This window comes from Pseudomonas sp. DF11, assembly GCF_058148565.1.
Genome location: NZ_JBYVYN010000001.1, coordinates 1,256,162 through 1,276,154 on the forward strand (window position 1 = coordinate 1,256,162; position 19,993 = coordinate 1,276,154).

Genomic DNA, 19,993 nt, shown 5'->3' on the forward strand with positions numbered 1-19,993 from the left:
GGGAGCGAACCTGCTCCGGGCGGTGTTCCGACGAATACGGTGGCTCAGCTTGCATGTGATGTTTGCTGTACCGGCCTCTTCGCGAGCAAGCTCGCTCCCACAGGTCAGTGCTTGGTCAGCCCTGGATGAACGCCAGCAGGTCCGCGTTCAAGCGGTCCTTGTGGGTGTCGGTCAGGCCGTGAGGCGCGCCCGGGTAGACCAGCAACTGCGAGTTCTTGAGCAACTTGGCGGCGGCAATGCCGGCGGTTTCGATGGGGACCACCTGGTCGTCATCGCCATGCACCACCAGGGTCGGCACGTCGATGTTGCGCAGGTCTTCGGAAAGATCGGTCTCCGAGAACGCCTTGATGCAGTCGTAGGTGTTCTTGTGGCCGGCGAGCATGCCCTGCATCCAGAACCAGTCGATCATGCCTTGGGAGACCTTGGCCCCCGGACGATTGGCGCCGAAAAACGCGCTGGCCACATCTTTGTATAGCTGAGAACGGTCGGCCAGGGAGGCTTGGCGGAAGCCGTCGAACACTTCGATGGGCAGGCCGCCAGGGTTGGCCGGGGTCTTGAGCATCAGCGGCGTTACCGCCGAGATCAGGCCGAGCTTGGCGACACGGGCGGAGCCATGACGACCAATGTAGCGCGCCACTTCACCACCGCCGGTGGAGAAGCCCAGCAGCACCGCATTCTTCAGCTCCAGGCGTTCGATCAGTTCGGCCAGGTCATCGGCGTAGGTGTCCATGTCGTTGCCGTCCCAGGGCTGGCTGGAGCGCCCGTGCCCACGGCGGTCATGGGCGATCACCCGGTAGCCGTTGGACGCCAGGAACATCATCTGCGCCTCCCAACTGTCCGAGTTCAACGGCCAGCCGTGGCTGAAGACCACCGGTTGACCACTGCCCCAATCCTTGTAGTAGATCTCGGTGCCGTCGCGGGTGATGAAGGTGCTCATGACATGACTCCTTGAGGTGGGTGGATGGCTTTATGGTCCGACCAGGAGCGGCATGGGCGTGAGTTAAACGTTGTTAATTTTTTCGGGACGGCGGTGTTAAAAACTCAGTGGGGATTGCTTTTGTGGTGAGGGGATAAATCCCCTAGCCACAAGTGTTTGAGTATGCAGATGGCTCTGGATAGGCCGATGCGCCGTTGCGCTTGAAGCCAAACCTGAGGAATATGCTCGGATAAAGCCCAGGCATCGGGACCAGAACATTGAGAGCACCATGAGCCAATACCTCAGCCTGCCCGTCGAACAGACGGTGCATTTCGGCCCTTATCGGGTCCATCCGCGCCAGCGCCTGGTGTTGGAAGGTGGGCAGCCGTTGCGCCTGGGACGACGGGCCGTGGAGATTCTGCTGGTGTTGCTCGAACACGCCGGCGAGGTGGTGAGCAAGCAGCAATTGATCGCCCGGGTCTGGCCCAGGAGCGTGGTGGAAGACACCAACCTGCGCGTGCACGTCGCGGCACTGCGCAAGGCTCTCGGGGATGGCCAGGCCGGGCAGCGCTACATCGTCACCGTGGCGCAGCGCGGTTATAGCTTTGTCGCGCCGCTGTCATTCGAACCCCTCGACCAGTTGGCGCATATCCCCCATCCGTCGTTGGCGCGCAACCTGCCGTTGCAACGCACGCGCATGATCGGACGCCAGGCCCTGGTGGAAAACCTGGTGACCCAGCTGCCGCGAAAACGCTTCATTACCCTGGTCGGCACCGGCGGCATCGGCAAGACCACCGTTGCCCTGCGGGTCGCTGAACGGCTGATCGGCCACTACCGTGATGGCACGCACCTGCTGGACCTGGCATCGCTCAACGACGCGACCATGATCGCCCCTAACCTGCGTGCATTGCTGGACCTGCCACTGCAGGACGGCGATCCGCTGGACGCCATTGCCCGGCAGCTCAGGGAACGGCATCTGCTGCTGGTGATCGACAACTGCGAGCACCTGATCGACGCCATCGCCCAGCTCAGCGAAACCTTGCTGCGTGGCGCTCCCCACCTGCACATCCTGGCCACCAGCCGCGAAGGCCTGCGTGCCGAAGGCGAACACGTGCAACGCCTGGACGCCCTGGCATTCCCGCCCCGGGAAATGCCCATCGCGGGTTATCCCGCCCTGGAGTACCCGGCGCTGCAACTGTTTGCCGAACGTGCGATGGCCAGCCGTGACGACTTCGAACTGACCGACCGCGAGGTGCCGTTGGTGATCGACATCTGCCAGCGGCTGGACGGCATTCCCTTGGCCATCGAGCTGGCCGCCGGACAACTCGGCCGTTTCACCCTGGAGGAACTGCACCGGCAATTGCAAGACAGCGTCGCCCTGCTTCACAACGACACCGACGCCGCACCGCGCCAGCAAACCTTGCGCGCGACCCTGGACTGGAGCTTCGCGCTGCTCACGGCGTGCGAGCAGACCTGCCTGCGTCGGCTGGCGGTGTTCATGGGCAGTTTCAACCTGGCCTCCGCCGCCGCGGTGATCGTTGGCCAGCATGTCGCGCCCGACCAGGTGCTGGTGTCGATCAGCCAGTTGGTCGCCAAATCGTTGCTCAATGTAGAGATCGGCGATGAAGAGGTGCGCTATCGCCTGCTGGACACCACCCGCAGCTATGCCCTGGAGCGACTGACCGAAGCCGGGGAGCTGGCAGCCAGCCAGGAACGTCACGCCGAGCGTTGCCTGGCGCTCATGGGGCAGGCGGAAAACGATTGGGAAAACACGCCCACCCGGTTGTGGATCGCCCGCTACGCCGACTATCGCGACGACATCCGTGCGGCACTCGACCGAGGCTTGGGTCCGCAGGGTTCACACGCCGTGGCGATCCGCCTGACCGCCCGCACCCTGCCTCTCTGGCAGGAGCTGTCGCTGCTCAAGGAGCACGGCCTCTACGTCAACAAGGCATTGCAATTATTGCGGGCCAGCCCCGCTCCCTGCCCACGCTTGACCCTGGCCCTGGAACTGGCCCACGCCAGTTTCAACTACCACACCGAGGGTGGCACGCCGGCCACGGTCCGCGCCTTTGCCACCGCCCGCCAGTTGGCCCGGCAATGCCAGGACCTCGCCGGCGAGCTGCGGGCGGTATCCGGGCAAATGACCGTCGACCTCAGTTGCGGCAACTACCAACAGGCCCTGGCACATAGCCTGGATTTCGATCGATTGGGCTTGCAGGGCGACCCGATCCTGTCCTTGAGCGCTCAACGCCTGCGGGTGCTGGCGCTGCATTTCATCGGCGACCAGGGCGCGGCGCGGCGTGATGCCGAACAAGTGATCCAGCGCCTGGCCCAGAGCGGTCACCTCAGCCGTTTCAGCCACGGCTTCGGCGTGCAATACGACCAGAGCGTGGCCGCGCTGACGGTTCTGGCACGCATCCTCTGGCTGCAAGGTTTTGCCGAAAAAGCCCGACGCACCGCCAACCTGGCGCTGCAGATCGCCTTGCAGATCAACCACGGCATTTCGATCTGCTACACCCTGGCGCTGACCGGTTGCGTGATCGCCCACTACAACGGCGATCATTCGACCGCCCGGGAAAGGCTCGACCTGTTGAAGCAGCAGGCCAAGAAACATTCGGTGATGCTGTTCCATGACTGGGCTTGCCATTACGCCTGCGCATTCGATGGCCAGCCCCTGGCAACGAGCCCGACGAATGGGCTGATCCAGGACATCGCCGTCACCCTGAGCAGCGCCTTTGTCAGCCCGGCGCAAATCGAACGGGCCCACAGTGGCGCCGCGGGCTGGTGTTCGGCAGAGATCCTGCGGGCCGACGCCGAAACCCTGCTGGCGCGGAACGAGCCGTCCCTCGTGAAGCCAGCCGAAACGCAACTGCTGGCCGCCCTGGCCGTGGCCCGTCGCCACAATGCCTTGGCCTGGGAACTGCGCAGCGCCACGACCCTGGCGCGCTTGTGGCAACGCCAGGGGCAAGCCCACGCCGCGCAAGCGCTGCTTGGGCCCGTCTATCGACGCTTCACCGAAGGTTTCGAGACCCCCGACTTATTGGAAGCCAGCACGCTGCTCCAGGAGCTGACCCGCCGGTTGGGGCCTTGAACGCGGCGTTCCCCAAGCACCTTGCAGCACATAACGTCGATGAAACACAGGCCACTGACCACTACACCGCAGTTTGTCCATGGCATAGCTGCGCGTGGTGTGGAGCAGGTAGAAGCGGACCCCTTCGACGCGCGGTTCGACCATCAGCAGCGACACACTCGCCAGCCTCGACAACAGGCGGGGCAATTGCCCGACACTCAGTTCAGCGCAACTGATCACGGCCTGCGCCGCCTTGAGCGTAAACAGCCCCTCGAATACCGCCAGGCGCTGGAATGCGGTTCGTTCGTCAGCGCTCAAACGTTCGAAACTCGAGTCCAGCACCGCTTCCAGGCTTCGGTGTCGAGCCACCGCCGTACGCCGCCCGTGACTCAAGAGTGACAAACCGTAATCCAATTGCTCCAGGACCCCGGCCACTCCCAAGGCATCGACCTGGGCCGCCGCCAGTTCCAACGCCAGTGGCAACCCGTCCAGGCGCTGGCAAATCTGTGCAAGGATCGGCCAGTCGCGACTACCCGGCTTGAACCCCTGCTGCCGGGCACCCACCCGCTCGATCAGCAACTGCACCGCCGGGCACGCCTCGATCTGGTGCTCGGGCTCCTGGGGCGACGCCACGGCCAGCCCCGGCAGTGACACCAGCCTTTCATCCGGCAAGTCCAAGGGCTCGCGACTGCTGAGCAACAGCGACACCCCGGGCGCCGCCGCAGCCAGTGCCTGGACCAGTTCCCGACAGCCATCGAGCACGTGCTCGCACCCGTCGAGCACCAGCAACATCCGACAGGGTTCGAGGCAGCGGACCAAAGAACCGTGCTCCAGGCCCAGCACGCCGGCCACCTGCGCTATCACTTGCGCGGGATCGCCGACAGCCACCAGATCAACGAACCAGGCACCGTCATCAAAATGCTCGAGCAGCAGCTCCGCCACCCGCAATACCACGGTCGTCTTGCCAACTCCGCCCGGGCCGATCACGGTGGTCAGGGATTGATGGGGCACTTGTGCCAGCAGCCGCCCCAGGACTTTGTCACGACCGACCACCGGGCTCAGGCGGGCGGGCAGGTTGTGCCGCTCGACCCGGCGGCTGAAAGGCGACTCGACGCTCTCTTGCGCCGCCAGGGGCACCGCAAGGCAATAGCCTTGCCGAGGATGATTGAGGATATAGCGAGCGCCGTCCCGCCCATCACCGAAGGCCCGCCGCAGCGCCGCGATGTGCACCCGCAGGTTGATGTCCTCCACGACGCTGTCAGGCCAGACGTGTGCAATGAGTGTCTGCTTAGTGACATAGCGGCCGGCATGCTCCACCAGCACCTGCAAAACATCCAGGGCGCGGCCGCCCAGCGCGAGGGGCTGGCCGTCACGGGTGACCAGCCGCTGCTGCCGGTGGAAGACGAACGGACCGAAGCTCAGCGCCGGCTCACTATCGGGTTTAACGAAACTGTTCATGGGCGATCCAGCGCCGGATAACCGGTCCGGGCGTCAGTGTGCGGATCAACGAACACGTCTGCCCCGGCTCCCGCGCATCCTTTCCAAAGGGTTCGCCGTTATCTTGGCAGGCACAGGCTTCAGGACAATGCTGGCACAGGGAGCACCACGGACATCACGGTGCCCTGGACGGACACCGAAGACTCAACTGAACTGCTGACGATATTGCACCGGGGTCAGGCCGAGTTTTTCACTGAATAAAAAGCGCATGTGCCGCACACTGCCAAACCCACTGCGAAACGCCACGGTCTTGAGAGGCAGGTCGGTGGTTTCCAGCAACTGACGCGCCCGGTCGATACGCGCGCCCTGCAGGAACTCCATGGGCGTCATCTTCACTTCACGGGCGAAGACCCGGGCGAAATGCCGCGCGCTCATGGCGGCCAACGCGGCCATGCGCTCGATGGTGAAGGGCTCTTCCAGATGCTCCATCACATGATTCTGCACCCGGGTAATGGCCGATTCCTGCGTCGACACCGCCGCCACCGAGGGGCTGAACTGCGCCTGTCCGCCCTGGCGTTTCATCACCACCAGCAACACCTTGGCCACGTCCAACGCCACTTTGCGACCATGGTCCTGGGCAACGATGGACAGGGCCAGGTCGATCCCGGCGGTAACGCCGCCGGAGGTGATCAGGCGCCGGTCCTGCAGGAAAATCTTGTCAGTCTCAACCAGGGCCTTGGGGAAGCGTTGGATCAGGCGTTCGGTGTAATGCCAGTGGGTGGTGACGCGATAACCGTCGAGCAAGCCCGCTTCACCGAGCACAAAGGCCCCGGTGCAGATGGAGCCGTAGCGCGTAGCCCGCTGCGCCGCGGCCCGCAACCAGGTATGCAACCCCGGATGCTGATCGTTATAGGCCCCCGGCCCGCCCGGCACCAGCAACACGTCATAGGCCGCCCACGCCTGGTCGATATGGATATCGGCCAGCACCGTCACGCCATTGGACGCCCGCAACGCTCCACGCTCGGTCCCCAGGGTCAGCAGTTGATAACGCTGTTCCGCTGCCAGGTAACGATTGGCGATGGAAAACACCTCGAGAGGCCCGGACATGTCGAGCAGCAGAAAATCCGGGAACAGCACCATTGCAACGGTTTTCATCAAAAAATACGCCAAAAAAATCCAGAAACTGCAGGTAACAGATGATCCCATGTGGGAGCGGGCTTGCTCGCGAAAGCGGTGTATCAGTCGATGAAAATATTGCTTGTCATGCCGCTTTCGCGAGCAAGCCCGCTCCCACAGGTTCATCGTCGGGCTGACGTCCAGCATTATGTCGAAGCGACGCATCCGCCGGTAGGTATTATGGATTGTCTACCCAAAACGGACAGTCTTTCGTTTTTCATCTACTTATTGAATATTTCGATAAACATTAACCTTCTTCTGAACCCGGCGAACGGCCCCAGCCGCCGCCCATAGACATCAGGAGAATCATCATGCTGACCCTTCGCAAAGCTTCGGACCGCGGCATCGCCCGCCACGGCTGGCTGACCTCGTTCCACACGTTCTCTTTTGCCAGCTACCGCGACCTCAACCAACAGGGCTTCTCCGACCTGCTGGTCATCAACGATGACCGGGTCGCCGCGGCCAAAGGCTTCGGCCAGCATCCCCACCGGGACATGGAGATCTTTTCCTATGTGCTCGAAGGGGCGCTGGAACACAAGGACACCCTGGGCACGGGCTCGGTCATTCGTCCGGGTGACGTGCAGTTGATGAGCGCCGGCAGCGGCGTGGCCCACAGCGAGTTCAACCACAGTGCGGACGAGCCGGTGCACTTCCTGCAGATCTGGATCGTGCCCAACGTCAGCGGCGCCACGCCACGTTATCAACAGGAGCATTTCAGCCGTGAGCAGAAACAGGGGCGTCTGCAATTGATCATCTCCCCGGATGGTGCCGACGGCTCGCTCCAGGTGCGCCAGGATGCACGGGTCTACGCCGGGTTGTTCGATGACGAGCAAAGCGCCACCCTGACCCTGGCCCCGGATCGCTATGCCTACGTGCATGTCGCCCGAGGCACTGTCGAGCTCAACGGCGTGCCGTTACAGGAAGGTGATGGCGTGCGGGTGCGCGAGGAGCAGGTCCTGACCTTGAGGAACGGCCAGGATGCCGAGGTGCTGGTGTTCGATCTGCGGCCGCAGGAACTGCCACAGATGCCATGACAGCCGTGCCTATGCCTGCCCCCACTGTGGGAGCGAGCCTGCTCGCGATAGCAGCCTGTCATTCAATATCAACGCTGAATGACCCTATGCCATCGCGAGCAGGCTCGCTCCCACATTGGACCTCATGACCGCTTCACTCATTCTCCAGCGCAAACACCTCGACAATCTCATCGATCACCGCCCGCACCCGTGCGGTATGGCGCAGGTCCGCGTGGGTGACCAGCCATACCTCGTAAGGCAGCGGGCGCGTGCGTTCCGGCCAGATCCTCAGCAGCCCGTCACGCTCCCCCATATACACCGGAATTTCCCCCACGCCGATGCCCGCGGCAATCGAACGGCGCACCAACAGGCTCGAACTCAGGCTTGCCACGATCCGACCGCGGTTGATCGGCTCGCAGACCAGGGTAAAGTCCTTGCTGCCCTGCAAATAGGGCTGGTAGACCACCAGGTCATGGCCTTCGAATTCGCTGCCGGGCGACGGTAGGCCATTGGCATCGACATAGGCCTGGGACGCGAACAGCCCCACCGGCCAACGCGCGATCCGCCGGGCGATCAGGTCAGGGTTGTCGGGCCGGGTGTTGCGCACGGCGATGTCCGCCTCACGCTTGACCAGGCTGAGTATCTGCGTGGAAGCGTCCAACTGCACCCGCACATCGGGATGCTGGCCATGCAAGCGGGCAATGGCTGGAATCAGGAAATCAATGGCCAGTGAATCGGTAGTGGCGACCCGGACGTTGCCGATCAGACGATCATCCAGGCCTTGTATCCGGCGCTCCAGTTCCAGCGCCGAATGTTCCATCTTTTCCACTGCCGCGAGCGCCGCCTCGCCGACGGCTGTCAGTGCGTAACCGTCGGAGGTGCGCAGGAACAACGCGGCACTCAGGGATTTCTCCAACGCTGTGATGCGCCGCCCCACAGTCGCCTGATCCACCCCCAATGTCCGCGCGGCACCACGCAAGGTCGACGCCCGGCAAACAGCAAGAAACACCCGCGCATCATCCCAATTCATCTGCTCCTCCCGTGATGCAAATCTGCATCGTATTGCCGCGAAATCGCTGCATAAACGCATCAACGATAGCCGATATGCTGGACGCCATAAACCCTTCACAGGATCGCTGTCATGACCACCTCTTCCGCTGCGCTCGACTCCGCGCCCACGGGCATCTGGTTGCCCATCTTCGCCGGCCTCTGTGCCAGCCTCGTCAGCATCGGCCTGGCGCGTTTCGCCTACACACCGCTGATCCCTTCGTTGATCGAGGCCCACTGGTTTTCGGCCAACGACGTGGTCTACCTGGGGGCGGCGAACCTGGTCGGTTACCTGATCGGCGCCCTGCTCGGCCGTCCCGTGGCCCACCGACTGACCAACAGGAACGCCCTGCGGCTGATGATGCTGGTCGTGACCGGCGCGTTTTTCGCCTGTGCCTTCCCGGTGTCGGTCACCTGGTACTTCGCCTGGCGGTTGCTGTCGGGAATCGCCGGCGGCGCGATCATGGTACTGGTGGCGGCGACCGTACTGCCCCATGTGCCGGCGGCACGCAAAGGGTTGGCCAGTGGTGCGATTTTCCTTGGCATCGGCCTTGGCATCGCCGGTTCGGGAACGATTGTGCCGCCACTGTTGAGCCTGGGCCTGCCGGCCACCTGGCTGGGGCTTGGCGCCCTGTCGCTGGCATTGACCGGGTTGAGCTGGTTTGGCTGGCCCCGGGACACGGTGCAGGTGATCGCCAGCGCTGCGCCAGACGAGCCCATGCCCCCTGCGGTTTACCGGTTGTTCGCCCAGTATGCGTTCATGGCCGCCGGGCTCGTGCCCGCGATGGTCTTCTTGGTCGACTACGTGGCGCGCGGCCTCGGTGCCGGGGCACATGTGGGGGCAATGGTCTGGGTGATGTATGGCCTCGGGGCGATTATCGGGCCGGTGAGCTACGGTTTTCTCGCCGACCACCTCGGCGCACGCAAGAGCATTCGACTGGTCCTGGCCGTGCAGGCGATTGCCCTCGGCTTGCTGGCGATTTCACACACCTTCGTGGCACTGGCGCTGCTGGCTGTGATCATCGGCTCATTTCCACCGGGCATCGTGCCCTTGGCCCTGGCCCGGGTGCATGAACTGGTGCCCAGCCATCATCGCCAACAACTGGCCTGGAGCCGCGCCACCGTCTCGTTTGCCACCTTCCAGGCGGTGGCCGGGTTTGCCTACTCGGCGCTGTTCAATGCCAGTGGTGGACACCACGCGTGGCTTTTCCTGATCTCCGCCGGGGCGATTCTTTTTGCGTTGATGCTCGATTTCCCTTCCGTGGCAGAAAACACTCGAAAGTCCTGAAATCATGCACCTCAGACGAAAAACATCTAAAAAAAGTCAGGCGAATGGGTCAATTCAGGCTTTGATCTAATGGAGCGGCGGCGTCTAAGGCGGGGCTCACGGGTTAGCTGAATTGCGCTCGTCTGTTGCCACGGACCAGGGGGATCTATAAAGTTCCCGAAAGGACTTCGTTTCTGACGGGCGGTTTTTAATATCGCACGAACGAAATTGACTCAATGCATGGGCCTTAGGCAAAATGATTTCACTTTGCCACCAACTTTCCTGACCTGCTTATTTCATGGAAGAAAGCATGAAAATCGTCCTATCCCTCGCTTTAATCTCGATTGCGTGCAGTGCTGCCGCAGACGTCCAGAACATCAAATACCTTTACGATGATTCGGATGCCGTGTACTCCATCGTCTCCTCTGTCAACACCGGTTCAGCCATCCAGGCCACCGTACAGAGAACAGGTGCCTACTTTACCAACTACACAAAATTCGAACTCGACTGCGCCAACCAAAATGTACGATATATGGGGATGTACAACAGCCTCGCAGCGCTGGAAAAAGCCCAGTTCGACCAGATGCAAGGGCGAATCATCGGCGGCTCGATAGCCGACGAAGTGGGCAAGTTGCTCTGCAAGAATTCGACCTTGACCGCTTCGCAAACTGAAGACCTGTCCACCGAAATACAAACCGACGACAACGGCTGATTTTGTGTCCGTGATGCGAGAGTTTGCTTCCTGAGGGGCGCAGCACCCCTCACCCGCGCCAAAAATCATCCCTGAACGGGCAGCGGCGCTATCGCAACGCCTGTTTGCGCTCCGATTTCGAACGATAGCTGCCAGGCGGCACACCAAAGAAATCCCGGAAACGACGCTGGAAGTGCGGGGAGCTGACGAAGCCCGTCGCCACGGCGATTTCAGTCACGGACCGATTGGTTTGCTGGATAAGCTGACGGGCACGTGTCAAGCGCAGCTCCAGGTAATAGCGTGTTGGGGTGGCACCGAGAAAACTGCAGAATCGCCGCTCCAACTGCCGCTTGGAAATCTTGACGCACGCTGCCAGCTCATCGATGGTCAGGGGCTCTTCTACGTTTTGCCACATCAGCTCCAAAGCCAGCTTGAGGCTTTCCGGCAGCGTCGGGTCGGTCTCGATGAAGACCGGCGGCAAGTCTGTCGCATCATCGCCCGACTCATCACAGCGAAGAATTTCCTCGATGGCCCCCACCAGTGCCGCCCCGCCCGTCTGGCGAATCAACTGGAGCATCATGCGCAGCGAGCTGTTGGCGCCGGCGCAACTGACCCGCTCCCGATCAACCACGTAGGCGCGGTTGGACACCTTCACGTGAGGAAACATCTCCGCCATCATGGCGCGGCTTTCCGGGTGGACAGCGCATTCGAAACCGTCCAGCAGATTGGCATCAGCCACAAAGAAGACGCCATTCCACAGCCCTCCCAGTATCGCCCCGGACGCCGCATTGGCGCGCAGCTTGCGCCGCAGCAAGGGGTGGCCTTGCAATTTCACCCGAAAGCCGCCGGCGACGATCAACACGTCCTGGTTTTCCGGCATCTGCGCCAGCTCGATGTCGGTCGAGATGACAATGCCCAGGTCGCTCGTCACTTGTCCTCCTGACACCCCCACCGTCAGCACTTCATAGAGGGGCATGTCGCTCATCAGGTTGGCGGTCACCAGCGCGTCCACCGCACCGGTGAAGGACATCATCGAGAAGTTGTCCATCAATACAAACGCGACGCGGATCGGCGACTGGCTGGCAGGTGCCGATCCGAGCGGTCGATAAGCCATGTTCTTGTTTTTGAGTACGCTCTCGAATGCGCTTGGCATAGGGCCTCGTTAATACCTTAAAGACGATGAGGGTTTGCTGCAGATGGATGCCGTTAACCACAAGGCAAAGAGACAGAGCAAACCACGCTATCTTCCAGGCTAGTCAAACCGGCTGCAATCGCACCGACGCCCTCTACTGATCGACCCGCGCCAAAACGGACGGCCTCAAGTGCCTAGGACTTTGGTCGATACATGGGTTGTAGGCATGGGCGCTTTTCCCTTCCAGAGACTCGCAACGCCAACCACTGCTGTTTCCGCCGCTCCAACACTTAAAATATTCCGCGGGAGAAGTCATGAATATCAAACAGAAGCTGACATGGGCGTTCGCGGCCATCGCCTGCCTTCCGGTTATCCTGGTGGCGGTGCTTGTCGTGCTGAACCTGCGCGACGCCGCAAAAACCAACTTCCTGGACAGTAGCGGCCGTGAAATCCGTCAGATCGACAACGGCATGAAGCAGTTCTTCGATGGCATCAGCCAGAACGTCGAATACATCGCCAAGGATCCACGGATCGTCGCAGCCAAGGACCTGAAAAACTACTCCGGCGCCGATGCCGCACAAATTCCTCTCCCTGAGATCAACAAGCAGCTTTTGGAGATCTTCGACAGATTCGCCAAGAGCCATCCGACCACCGCCTATCTTTCCGTAGGCCTGGCCGACGGCGGCTATGCCAGCTGGCCGGACGACCCGAAAATCTCCAATTACGACCCACGGGTACGTCCATGGTACAAGGCCGCCATCGCCTCTCCGGGCACCACCGTGCGCACAGACGCGTATTACTGGGCGCCAGATGATGTGTCACTGATCGGCATCGTGCATACGGTTTCCGACGCCGCCGGCAAGCTGGTGGGTGTTGTCGGCCTGGACGTCTCGCTCAAGCAACTGACCGAACTGGTCAAGAACATCAAGCTGGGCGAAAGCGGCTACCTGATGCTGGTCGAAGCCAACGGCAACGTCCTGGTCGATGCTGCCGATGCCAAGCACAACTTCAAGCCGTTGGCCGACCTGGGCCCCAACTATGCCGAGCTGGCCAAAAGCAGCGATGGCGTGACCCAGATCGAGATCGATGGTGTGCCCTACATGGCCAACGTGGTCAGCTCCAAAGGGTTGGGCTGGCGCTTCATCGGCCTGATCAAGCGCGATGAAGTGATGGCCGAGGCCTCGAGCCTGACTTGGCTGATCGCCGCCATCGCAGCCGCGCTGGCCGTGGTCTTCGCCGTGGTGGGTGCCAGTTTCGCCAGCGTAATCGTGCGGCCGATCCGCGGGGTTGCCGATGGCCTGCAGGAAATCGCCGAAGGTGAAGGCGACCTCACCCGCAAACTCTCGGTACAAGGCAAGGACGAAACCGCCACCCTGGCAGGCTGGTTCAACCAGTTCCTGGGCATGATCGCGCAACTGATGCAGCGTATCGGCAGCGCCTCTTCCGACCTGCAAACGGCTGCGGCCGATACCAGCCACGTGGCCCAGAACATGAACGACGCTGCCGGGCGCCAGCGCCAGGCCGTGGAGCTGGTCAGCACCGCGTTCAACGAAATGGTCGCCACTGCCAACGAAGTTGCCCGCTCGTGCAGCCAGGCGGCCTCCAGCGCGGACGAAGGTTACCGTGACGTGCACGACGGCCAGCATCACATCGGCGAAGCCACCGGCAGCGTGCTGAAACTGAGCGAGGACCTGCAGCAGTCGACGCAGACCATGCAGGCGCTGGAACAGGACAGCAAGAACATCAACACCATTCTCGACACCATTCGTTCCATCGCCGAGCAGACCAACCTGCTGGCCCTCAACGCCGCCATCGAGGCCGCGCGGGCCGGCGATCAAGGTCGCGGCTTTGCCGTGGTAGCCGACGAAGTCCGCGCCCTGGCACGCCGTACCGCCGACTCCACGGGCGAAATCGACAGCCTGCTGGGCAACCTCGCGCGGCGCACCCAGGAAGTCACCCAGCAGATGCAAAGCAGCCTGCAGGTGTCGCAAACCAGCGTGGAACGCATCCAACAGGCCCGCGACAGTTTCGACAAGATCCGCAACTCGGTGGATTCGATTCGCGACCAGAACACTCAGATCGCCACGGCGGCAGAGGAACAGCACCAGGTGGCCGAAGACATCAACCGGCACATCGCGCAGATCCATGCCGACGCCCAGTTGGTCGAGGAATTCGCCCACTCGGCGCAGACCGGTTCTGGGCGCTTGACGGATATTTCCGGACAGCTCAAGGGATTGGTTGGGCGCTTCAAGTTCTAGATTGCTCGAAGTGGCGAGCCAGGGACGGCTCGCCGCTCACGACGCTACAAACGAAAAGCCGCAATGGAGCGCACTGCGCTCATATTCCAGAAGACACTCATAGTCCGCCTCGCTGGCTGGCAGCACTTGCTTGATCGCCAGGTCACGAGAAACCTCAGGCAGCTGGCTCAAGGCTTCATTCATTGCGCTCCTGATTGAATCTGCGTCGGCCGCTGTTCGACGTAACGAGGTGATGTAAGGCAGGCAAGGACTGCGCACACTTCGCACCAAGATCCTCAAGCCTTCGATCTCGTCACTGTTATCCCTCGCAAGATAGTCGTAGGTGACGCTGTCTATGGAGGCGAGATCACCGTCATAGGCTTTCAGTCTTCGAAGGCTCTCCCTGTGCGATCCCGTGACCGATAGTTTCGAGAAAAAACCAGGGTCACTCGAACCTCGGCGGCACATCAATATCAACAGCTACGCTTTGCTGATCCACTCGGCGTAAACCGCTTCCGCCAGTGGCTGATGGCGCATCTGGCAGAAACGGTCGACGCATGATGGAGCGGGCGACCTAGCCGACTTTCACGTTCATGGTGATACGCGCCGTGAAGACCTTCACGCCACCCTCGTCGAAGATATCAACCGGGACGACCTTATCGCCCGGGGTCTGCCAGTCGATTTCGCTGCCATCAGCAATCGCATGAATGGAAGTCTTGGCCTTGGCCAGGTATTCGACCGTCATGCCTTTGGGAATCCAGCGCGCTCCGCTGGGGATGGACACCTCGGTCATCATGCCGCCTGCGAGCTCTGCCGCGTTGCACAGTGCGATCGCGTGAACGGAAGCCAGGTGATTGGTGATTTCCTTGCAAAACGGCACCTTCACTTCACCGCGACCGGGGGTCAACACAGAAATTTCCGGGTTGATAGTGCCGAAGTACGGTGCCATCTGGCAGGCCATATTGCTGAAAGCGCAAGCGCCAACGCTTTGGTACATGCTGAGAGTCTGGCTCATGGGGGATCTCTGGTCAGGTGGGCTGGAGTCATGGACAGAACATTACTCAATCACAGAATATTGCTCTGTTACAGAACATTATTCTGTAAATGCCTGACCTGTCAATCGCTCGTCCCGAGCCCTCGTTTCAATTACCATGGCCCCTTTTTGCCTGGGCCGAAAAATGGAACCTGTCGATCTCCTCGAGCGCTGCTACCCAGGGCGTCGTGCCGAGTCCAAGCGGCACATCCTCCGATGCGCCCTGGCGCTGTTTAACCAGCAAGGCATCGAAGCGACCACCATCGATATCATCCGTGCCGAAAGCCAGATGAGCGTGGGGGCGATCTATCACCATTTCGATAACAAGGAAGGCTTGGTCGCGGCGTTGTACATGACCGCCCTGGATGATCAGGCGCGGCTCAGGGATAGCTACCTCAGCACCGTCACGTCGACCCAGGAATGGGTCCAGGCCTTGGTGTACAGCTACGTGGACTGGGTGGTCAGCCAACCCGATTGGGCGCGGTTCCAGTACCAGGCACGCTTTGCGGTCGCGCAAAGCAGCTTCAAGGAGCGGCTTGCCGAGGCGAATCTGGCCAGGAACGCCGAACTCAAGAAATGGTTCAGCGACCCGGCCCACCAGCAGGATTTGCAGGAACTGCCTTTTGAGCTGATCCCATCACTGATCATCGGTTCGGCGGAAAGCTATTGCCGCGCCTGGCTCTCTGGCCGCGTCAAACGCAGCCCTGAACTCTACCGGCAGCAGTTGGCCGAGGCCGCCTGGCGTGCCGTTGGCGCTGGCGGCTGAGAAGTTCGTGCCGGTTTTCTCCCGGTTGCTGGCGCTCCCAGTCAACTCTGGCCGTTGCGCTCAAGCATCACCCACGACCGGGACTTGAAGTCGAAGTGCCAGGGGATATTCCCCCGCTCACAATTCCAAGAATAGAGCCACTTCAATGAGCCTGACCCAATCCCTGCCAGCGTGCCTGGCACGTCATCTCGATGATCAGTCAGCTGGGCTACAACTCACCCGGATCCACATCACCAATAAATCTCAAAAACATCAAGTAACGGCCGATACCCAGAATAAGACCCCGCGACTGGGGCGCAGGACCGAACGGTAGGGTCAGTCATGACAGAGATTTATTTGCTGATAGCGCACGGCACGGACCAGGGCGAAGCTTACGTTCTGGGTTGGTTCGATGACCGGAGCAAAGCCAGGGAAGTGGCCGAGCAAAAAGAATGGGAGGCATACCGCGCCAGCCTGAAGGCGAAGCACCCATGGTCGGGCCACAAACCGCTGGCACCGGACCAGACGGACTATCGCCGCTACTGGATCAAGACCATTTCAAAATTCGAGCATGTGCCGGTGCCAAGGTCCTTCGCGGTTCATTGATCACCACGAATGAATATTCAACGAAACGAGCGTTATCGGTAGCGGTCTAGACGATTAAGCCCATCCGATGAGAGCGTTCTTATGTTGAAATTCCTTGGCGGTACCGTAGGTATCATTTTCCTGATTGGCCTGATCGTGGTGATCGCGCTGTTCAAGTTCATTTTCTGAGCGTGGCAGTTGCGGCCATTGGCTTGGCTCAGTAGGAGCTGGCGAAGCCTGCGATCTGATGCTCAGGGTAGTCACCACCATCAGACGTTCAGGTCGCAATGACATGACAGACATAGACACGGCTATTGCTGACTGGGAGCTGCTGCAGCTTGAATGGCACCAAGGCTTCGCATTCATGGACGATGTGCTGCTGGGCGACGGGCAAGTGCCTGATGTGTACATCATGCTCAACCCTCAAAGCGCACGACCCAGCGAGTTAGCACAATGTGCCGGCGCTGGGCACTATCCGCCCTCGCCCCTGCTGGCCGGTCAGCCGGTGTGGCGGCATCGACGCAACCCTTGGGTCTTGCGCGATGCCTTGCGTGATTACTACCTGCTTGCGCCCTACCGGGAGCGCCACGGCTACCATGCACTTCAGGCCCTGCCGTTCCGGTTCGACCAGGGTCTGGAAAGCCTCGGCCACCAGTACTGGCGTGACGATACCGTCGCCTATTGGTTCGGCGACTATGCGATCACTCGAATCCCGCAAGCAAGCCCTAGCCGCCTTGCCCTGTTGGCATCATCGCCAGCCTCGGCGACCTCCGCTTCTGCCTTGTTCAGTGACGGTGTGAACCTCTTTCTACAGGGACAATTTATCGGCAGTGCCACGGCACGGGTGCGCTATTGCAATCATCCTTCCTATCGAGTGATCGACGATCAGGTCTACAGGGGCTTCAAGCCCCTGCACCAAAAGGACGGCACGCCGCTGCCGATCGCCAACCCGGACGACTTCCGGATGCTCGCCCAACGCTGGGGCACCGACGGGCAGTCGATCATTGTGCAAGCACAGCAAGGTTCGAGCATTTCCTACGAGTATTTCTACCGCATCGACAATGCAGACCTGACGACCTTCACCGTGCTGAACGAACGCTACGCCAAGGACAAGCAACGTGCCTATTACCTGACTGGCAAAACCATCCGCTACGTTGGCGATTTCCGCCTGCTCAAGTGCTGGCAACCAGCGTTCGATGAGTGCGGCCGCGTGGTCAGCGTCAGCGAATATGAGGATGACTATTTTGCCGTGGACGACGCGTTCGTCTACGCTGCCGGGACCCGTTTGCGCGACGCCCATGGCCCGAGCTTTCGCCACTTGGGGTTCGATTACTACCGCGATCAGCAGCACGTCTACCGGCGCCAGAAACGCCTTGATGTCGATGTAGAAAGCTTCGTGGTGACCCAACTCTATCGCAATGAGCAGGATTACGCGCCCGTGCTGGCAGGCGACAAGCACGGCCCACTGGGCTCTGGCGGTATCATCGATGCGGCCATGCAAGAGGCGTGGGCTCCTTACTTCGAAGCCCATCCGCAGTTGGAAGGTTATTGGTGGCACCGTTTGCAGGCACAGCCTGAAGTCACGCAAACGCACTCGGAAACGCAGCCGCTACAGGCCATCGGTCTCGGTTTCGAACTAGGCGACCAAGTGTATTTCCATGGACGCGTGGTCCATGGACTGGACGCAGCAAGTTTCAAATTGCTCGACACGCACCTGTGCGGCGATGCCCAAGGCTTGTATCTGATCCCGTTTCATAACGCGCAAACGGAAGTGCCCGAACGGTTTTCCCAGGAACCCGCAGAGCACTTCCGCTCACTCGGTTCGCCCTACCTGACGGACGGTAAAACGGTGTTCTGTCACCGGATTTTCTATCATCCCCCCGAACCGATTCGTAAGGCACACGCGGCTACTTTCGAGTCCTGTGGGCATGGTTGGGCCAAGGACCAGGACGCGGTGTATTACTACGGCGAAGCGAAAAAACGGCTACACCCTTCCGATACTCGCATTCTCGGCACCTATGCCGTCAGCCCCACCTTGATCCTCTCGGAAGGCAAGCCGCTGGACGTGGCATTCGATCCTGATGAAGTCCGCGTGCCGCATCCCGATTTCCTGCAACTGGGCACGCGCAAGTTGTTCTGCCACCGACGCCCGTTGAGTGCCAAGCGGATCAATCTGGCGACCTTCGAATTTCTGACTGAGCGCTATGCCCGTGACCAGCATCGAATCTACCATTACGACGGTTATGCGAGCCTGACCGAAGTCGACGAAGCGCATTATCGGGAATCGCTTCAAACCGCGTCACAGCCATAATCCCCCGCCGTGTCCTGTATGAATCGCCGTCCTTAGAAGTTGCAGCTGTATTGATACTCGAAGGGGAAGAATACTGTATCGACCACCAATGAGAACGGTGCGTCGATAAGCAAAAAAGGGATCAGCTTTCCTTTGGACGTGCCCACCAGCCACCAGTCAAAGCGCAGGCCGATGTAGGGGCATCGGTGCTTGTCGTAATCCATCCGCATGGCGGTGGCCATGCAGCCGCTTAAGCTGGTGATCAAAATCAGCAGAATCAGTTTTTGTAGCACGTAATGTCCTTATTACTTCTTTGCGAAGAGCGGCCCGGAGCATGACGGGCAGCGGATCAGCAATCTGCCAATGTCACCGCAGATCAACTGGAATGCCAGTGAGCCCTTTCAGCGGACAAACAGTCCTTTCCCGCAAGCGCTGGTTTGGCTTGCGAATGATGGCGTTCAAAGACAGGGTAGTTTTGCGCAGGCACAAAAAAGCCGATCTATCTGATCGGCTTAACTGCCTGATTTTACTCAGTGAATATGGTCGGGACGGAGTGATTCGAACACTCGACCCCTAGCACCCCATGCTAGTGCGCTACCGGACTGCGCTACGCCCCGACTAGGCGTGAATCTTGTTTCGCTTCTCAGCGGAACGCTCAGGAATATATCGCAAGCTTTTGAAAACTGGAAGTATTTAAAAGCAGAAATTTTATTTCTTGAGCACCACCAGCACATCTTCGAGCTCGGCGATCATCTGGCGGATCATCTGTTTGTACTGGGTTGTGTCGTCCTTGGCCTCATCACCGGAGAGGCGCAAGCGCGCGCCGCCGATGGTGAACCCCTGATCATAGAGCAGCGCGCGGATCTGCCGGATCATCAGCACGTCTTGGCGCTGATAGTACCGGCGGTTTCCGCGGCGCTTGACCGGGTTGAGTTGAGGAAACTCCTGCTCCCAATAGCGCAGCACGTGTGGTTTTACCGCACACAGCTCGCTGACTTCACCAATGGTGAAGTAGCGTTTGCCCGGGATGACGGGTAGTTCGTCGTTATGACTTGGTTCCAGCATAAGCCTCAACTCGGGCCTTCAACTTCTGCCCTGGACGAAAGGTGACCACACGGCGAGCCGTGATCGGGATTTCTTCTCCCGTTTTCGGATTGCGGCCAGGCCGCTGGCGTTTGTCCCGAAGATCGAAATTGCCGAAACCGGACAATTTGACCTGCTCGTTGTCTTCCAGAGCGTGCCTGATTTCTTCGAAAAACAGTTCGACCAATTCTTTGGCCTCCCGTTTATTCAGGCCCAACTCCTCATACAGACGTTCCGCCATCTCAGCTTTCGTCAGAGCCCCCATACG

19 protein-coding genes, 1 tRNA gene and 1 pseudogene are annotated in these 19,993 nt (G+C 60.5%); 10 read left to right on the forward strand and 11 right to left on the reverse strand.

The window, feature by feature from the left end; genetic code table 11:
* Nucleotides 1–115 precede the first annotated feature (115 nt).
* The gene (locus tag AC30D9_RS05275) at nt 116–937 is read right to left on the reverse strand and encodes an alpha/beta fold hydrolase (protein WP_116832857.1); all 822 of its coding nucleotides are present in this window, start codon (nt 935–937) and stop codon (nt 116–118) included.
* Nucleotides 938–1,205: 268 nt separating this feature from the next.
* Here AC30D9_RS05275 and AC30D9_RS05280 point away from each other — a divergent pair, with 268 nt between their 5' ends.
* Nucleotides 1,206–4,010 (forward strand): ATP-binding protein, encoded by a 2,805-nt coding sequence (locus AC30D9_RS05280; RefSeq protein WP_490143593.1) that lies wholly within the window; start codon nt 1,206–1,208, stop codon nt 4,008–4,010.
* On the opposite strand, the gene AC30D9_RS05285 is transcribed toward AC30D9_RS05280, so the two are convergent.
* Together AC30D9_RS05285 and AC30D9_RS05290 are read right to left on the reverse strand one after the other, a co-directional pair.
* Nucleotides 3,957–5,447: an ATP-binding protein gene (locus AC30D9_RS05285; RefSeq protein WP_490143594.1), complete on the reverse strand. Its 1,491-nt coding sequence runs from the start codon at nt 5,445–5,447 to the stop codon at nt 3,957–3,959. The genes AC30D9_RS05280 and AC30D9_RS05285 overlap by 54 nt on opposite strands.
* A gap of 183 nt (nt 5,448–5,630) precedes the next feature.
* The gene (locus AC30D9_RS05290; protein ID WP_134924992.1) at nt 5,631–6,581 is read right to left on the reverse strand and encodes a GlxA family transcriptional regulator; all 951 of its coding nucleotides are present in this window, start codon (nt 6,579–6,581) and stop codon (nt 5,631–5,633) included.
* Nucleotides 6,582–6,913: 332 nt separating this feature from the next.
* On the opposite strand from AC30D9_RS05290, the gene AC30D9_RS05295 reads away from it, so the two are divergent.
* The gene (locus AC30D9_RS05295) at nt 6,914–7,636 is read left to right on the forward strand and encodes a pirin family protein (protein ID WP_490143595.1); all 723 of its coding nucleotides are present in this window, start codon (nt 6,914–6,916) and stop codon (nt 7,634–7,636) included.
* Between the two features lie 133 nt (nt 7,637–7,769).
* Here AC30D9_RS05295 and AC30D9_RS05300 read toward each other — a convergent pair whose 3' ends face one another.
* Nucleotides 7,770–8,645, reverse strand: coding sequence for a LysR family transcriptional regulator (locus AC30D9_RS05300; protein ID WP_134924994.1), 876 nt, complete (start codon nt 8,643–8,645; stop codon nt 7,770–7,772).
* Between the two features lie 111 nt (nt 8,646–8,756).
* On the opposite strand from AC30D9_RS05300, the gene AC30D9_RS05305 reads away from it, so the two are divergent.
* Both AC30D9_RS05305 and AC30D9_RS05310 read left to right on the forward strand, forming a co-directional pair.
* Complete coding sequence (locus AC30D9_RS05305; protein WP_490143596.1) at nt 8,757–9,950, forward strand: YbfB/YjiJ family MFS transporter; 1,194 nt, start codon at nt 8,757–8,759, stop codon at nt 9,948–9,950.
* Between the two features lie 289 nt (nt 9,951–10,239).
* On the forward strand, nt 10,240–10,641 hold the full coding sequence (locus AC30D9_RS05310; RefSeq protein WP_307571760.1) for a hypothetical protein: 402 nt from the start codon (nt 10,240–10,242) through the stop codon (nt 10,639–10,641).
* A gap of 88 nt (nt 10,642–10,729) precedes the next feature.
* Here the strand turns inward: AC30D9_RS05310 and AC30D9_RS05315 are convergent, their stop codons facing one another.
* Nucleotides 10,730–11,773, reverse strand: a complete 1,044-nt coding sequence (locus tag AC30D9_RS05315; protein WP_307571759.1) for a GlxA family transcriptional regulator — start codon at nt 11,771–11,773, stop codon at nt 10,730–10,732.
* Nucleotides 11,774–12,066: 293 nt separating this feature from the next.
* On the opposite strand from AC30D9_RS05315, the pseudogene AC30D9_RS05320 reads away from it, so the two are divergent.
* Together AC30D9_RS05320 and AC30D9_RS05325 are read left to right on the forward strand one after the other, a co-directional pair.
* A pseudogene (locus tag AC30D9_RS05320) lies at nt 12,067–13,149 on the forward strand (HAMP domain-containing protein); the annotation flags it as partial.
* Nucleotides 13,150–13,242: 93 nt separating this feature from the next.
* Entirely contained in the window at nt 13,243–14,010 is a 768-nt protein-coding gene (locus AC30D9_RS05325) for a methyl-accepting chemotaxis protein (RefSeq protein ID WP_432421869.1), read from the forward strand.
* A gap of 36 nt (nt 14,011–14,046) precedes the next feature.
* On the opposite strand, the gene AC30D9_RS05330 is transcribed toward AC30D9_RS05325, so the two are convergent.
* Nucleotides 14,047–14,457, reverse strand: a complete 411-nt coding sequence (locus AC30D9_RS05330; protein ID WP_490143737.1) for a PhnD/SsuA/transferrin family substrate-binding protein — start codon at nt 14,455–14,457, stop codon at nt 14,047–14,049.
* Between the two features lie 106 nt (nt 14,458–14,563).
* Entirely contained in the window at nt 14,564–15,004 is a 441-nt protein-coding gene (locus AC30D9_RS05335) for a hotdog fold domain-containing protein (RefSeq protein ID WP_490143597.1), read from the reverse strand.
* A 163-nt stretch (nt 15,005–15,167) separates the two neighbouring features.
* Here AC30D9_RS05335 and AC30D9_RS05340 point away from each other — a divergent pair, with 163 nt between their 5' ends.
* From AC30D9_RS05340 to AC30D9_RS05355, 4 genes are all read left to right on the forward strand, one after another.
* Nucleotides 15,168–15,788, forward strand: a complete 621-nt coding sequence (locus AC30D9_RS05340; protein WP_134924999.1) for a TetR/AcrR family transcriptional regulator — start codon at nt 15,168–15,170, stop codon at nt 15,786–15,788.
* A 321-nt stretch (nt 15,789–16,109) separates the two neighbouring features.
* Nucleotides 16,110–16,373 carry a hypothetical protein gene (locus AC30D9_RS05345; protein ID WP_134925000.1) on the forward strand — a complete coding sequence of 88 codons (264 nt, stop codon included), beginning with the start codon at nt 16,110–16,112 and terminating at the stop codon, nt 16,371–16,373.
* An 81-nt stretch (nt 16,374–16,454) separates the two neighbouring features.
* The gene (locus tag AC30D9_RS05350; RefSeq protein WP_442087941.1) at nt 16,455–16,541 is read left to right on the forward strand and encodes a small membrane protein YohP; all 87 of its coding nucleotides are present in this window, start codon (nt 16,455–16,457) and stop codon (nt 16,539–16,541) included.
* Nucleotides 16,542–16,644: 103 nt separating this feature from the next.
* On the forward strand, nt 16,645–18,663 hold the full coding sequence (locus AC30D9_RS05355; RefSeq protein ID WP_490143598.1) for a DKNYY domain-containing protein: 2,019 nt from the start codon (nt 16,645–16,647) through the stop codon (nt 18,661–18,663).
* 32 nt (nt 18,664–18,695) lie between these two features.
* On the opposite strand, the gene AC30D9_RS05360 is transcribed toward AC30D9_RS05355, so the two are convergent.
* The 4 genes from AC30D9_RS05360 to ihfA form a co-directional block, all read right to left on the reverse strand.
* Entirely contained in the window at nt 18,696–18,935 is a 240-nt protein-coding gene (locus AC30D9_RS05360; RefSeq protein ID WP_109754712.1) for a YceK/YidQ family lipoprotein, read from the reverse strand.
* Between the two features lie 247 nt (nt 18,936–19,182).
* Nucleotides 19,183–19,259 (reverse strand) — tRNA-Pro (locus AC30D9_RS05365).
* 91 nt (nt 19,260–19,350) lie between these two features.
* Entirely contained in the window at nt 19,351–19,707 is a 357-nt protein-coding gene (locus AC30D9_RS05370; RefSeq protein ID WP_003179985.1) for a MerR family transcriptional regulator, read from the reverse strand.
* Nucleotides 19,688–19,990: an integration host factor subunit alpha gene (ihfA, locus tag AC30D9_RS05375; RefSeq protein ID WP_002553164.1), complete on the reverse strand. Its 303-nt coding sequence runs from the start codon at nt 19,988–19,990 to the stop codon at nt 19,688–19,690. The genes AC30D9_RS05370 and ihfA overlap by 20 nt, the downstream gene beginning before the upstream one ends.
* Between the last annotated feature and the right edge of the window lie 3 nt (nt 19,991–19,993).